At 69.8% G+C, this 1,657-nt stretch carries 2 protein-coding genes; one reads left to right on the forward strand and one right to left on the reverse strand.

Going from position 1 to position 1,657, the window contains the following annotated elements; genetic code table 11:
* The first annotated feature begins 270 nt into the window (after positions 1 to 270).
* Complete coding sequence (locus AB0M99_RS37750) at positions 271 to 1,065, forward strand: IS5 family transposase (protein ID WP_365928794.1); 795 nt, start codon at positions 271 to 273, stop codon at positions 1,063 to 1,065.
* Here AB0M99_RS37750 and AB0M99_RS37755 read toward each other — a convergent pair.
* Positions 1,013 to 1,540 carry a hypothetical protein gene (locus AB0M99_RS37755; protein WP_365928796.1) on the reverse strand — a complete coding sequence of 176 codons (528 nt, stop codon included), beginning with the start codon at positions 1,538 to 1,540 and terminating at the stop codon, positions 1,013 to 1,015. The two genes, AB0M99_RS37750 and AB0M99_RS37755, sit on opposite strands and share 53 nt — an antisense overlap.
* Positions 1,541 to 1,657 lie beyond the last annotated feature (117 nt).

The raw sequence follows: 1,657 nt of genomic DNA on the forward strand, positions 1-1,657 counted from the left end.
AGAAGCCGTATCTCAACCGATCATGGAACGTGCGGGTCGAACAGGTTTCCCGCCGGGGTGATCTTCCCGTTGTGCGCGCATGAAGACAGGGCCTCTCGGTAGCTCGGGGATGCGAATCTGACCAAGCAATGCCGGGAGGCCCTGGTGTCGTTGTTGTACGCGTTCGAGCCCGTACAGTTCAACTCGGCTGCTCCATCGTGTGACTGTCTCGCGCACGTGTACGGCAACGCGGCCGATCATCCCGATCGGGTGCGCCGGTATCCGTCGGACATGACGGACGCGGAGTGGGCGGCCATCCGGCCGTTGCTGCCGGTGCCGGCCTGGCTCCAGGGCAGAGGCGGGCAGCCCGAGGGTTACTGCCACCGCCAGCTGCTGGACGCGATCCGCTACCTGGTCGCGGGCGGGATCTCCTGGCGGGCGATGCCCGCCGACTTCCCAGACTGGGGCCGCGTCTACGCCTTCTTCCGTCGCTGGCGCGAGCACGGGCTGATCACCGAGTTCCACGACCGGCTGCGCGGGAAGGTCCGTGAACGCGAGGGCCGTGAGGCCGAGCCCACGGCGGGGATCATCGACGCGCAGTCGGTGCGGGCCGCCGCGACGGTGCCGGCCGCCTCACGCGGCTACGACGGCGGGAAGAAGGTGCCGGGCCGCAAACGGCACATCGTGACCGACACGCTCGGTCTGCTCCTGGCCGTCGCGGTCACCGCCGCGAACATCGGCGACCGCGACGCCGCGGTGGGCCTGCTGATCCGGCTGCGCCGCCTGCACCGTGACATCTGCCTGGTGTGGGCCGACGGCGGCTACACCGGCGGCCTGGTCGACTGGTGCCGTCAGAAACTCGCGCTCACCCTTCAGGTCGTCAAGCGCACCGACGGTATGGAGGGGTTCGTGGTGCTGCCGAGGCGCTGGGTGGTGGAGCGCACGTTCGCGTGGCTGATGCATTCGCGCCGGCTGGCCCGGGACTACGAGACGTTGCCGGCCAGCAGCGAGGCGATGATCCGGTGGTCGATGGTCACGCGGATGAGCCGGCGTCTGGCACGGCCACGGGCTGCCGGCCGACGCTGAATGCCCCCGATGTCTCCTGCCGGAGCCACCCGCGCTCGGCCAGACGCCGGGCCTTCGAGCGCACCCCCTCGACCTTCGCCGACGTTGTCTCCAAGCCCAGCTGAGCCGTGATCTCCCTGGCCTTCAGCGACCCTTGGCCCGCGGGCTGCCGCTCTTCGAGCACGCCGAGAATCCGCTGGTAGTCCGGCGCCAGCACCGTCACCGGCAGTCCTTCGCGCCAAGGCGGCACGATCGAGCCCGGCACCGGCGCAGGTGAGGACACGGTTTCCGCGTCCGACTCGGTCACGGCGGTGGTCTCGGCAGCCGAGGCGGCCAGGGCCTCGACCAGTTCCTCCCGCGCGATCACCCGCCGGTCCAGCTCGATCTCCGCGGCCTCCAACACCCCGGCCAGCCGCGCGGCTTCCTCCCGCAGTCCTTCCACCCGCACCCGGGCCGCCGTCTCCCGCTCCTCCAGCATTCCCAGCACCGACGCCATCGCGCACCCCTCGATCACCGAGCCGAAACAAGACGCCGCATGCCTCCCTCATTCCGAGCTGGACCATGCCTGACCAGCGGAAATCAAGCGATCACGTTCGGTTGAGATACGGCTTCT

Source organism: Streptomyces sp. NPDC051183 (assembly GCF_040682455.1).
Taxonomy (GTDB): Bacteria; Actinomycetota; Actinomycetes; order Streptomycetales; family Streptomycetaceae; genus Streptomyces.

Coding starts and splice junctions, on each gene's coding strand:
- AB0M99_RS37750 (WP_365928794.1), top strand. CDS start 271: ATGACGGACGCGGAGTGGGCGGCCATCCGGCCGTTGCTGCCGGTGCCG.
- AB0M99_RS37755 (WP_365928796.1), bottom strand. CDS start 1,540: ATGGCGTCGGTGCTGGGAATGCTGGAGGAGCGGGAGACGGCGGCCCGG.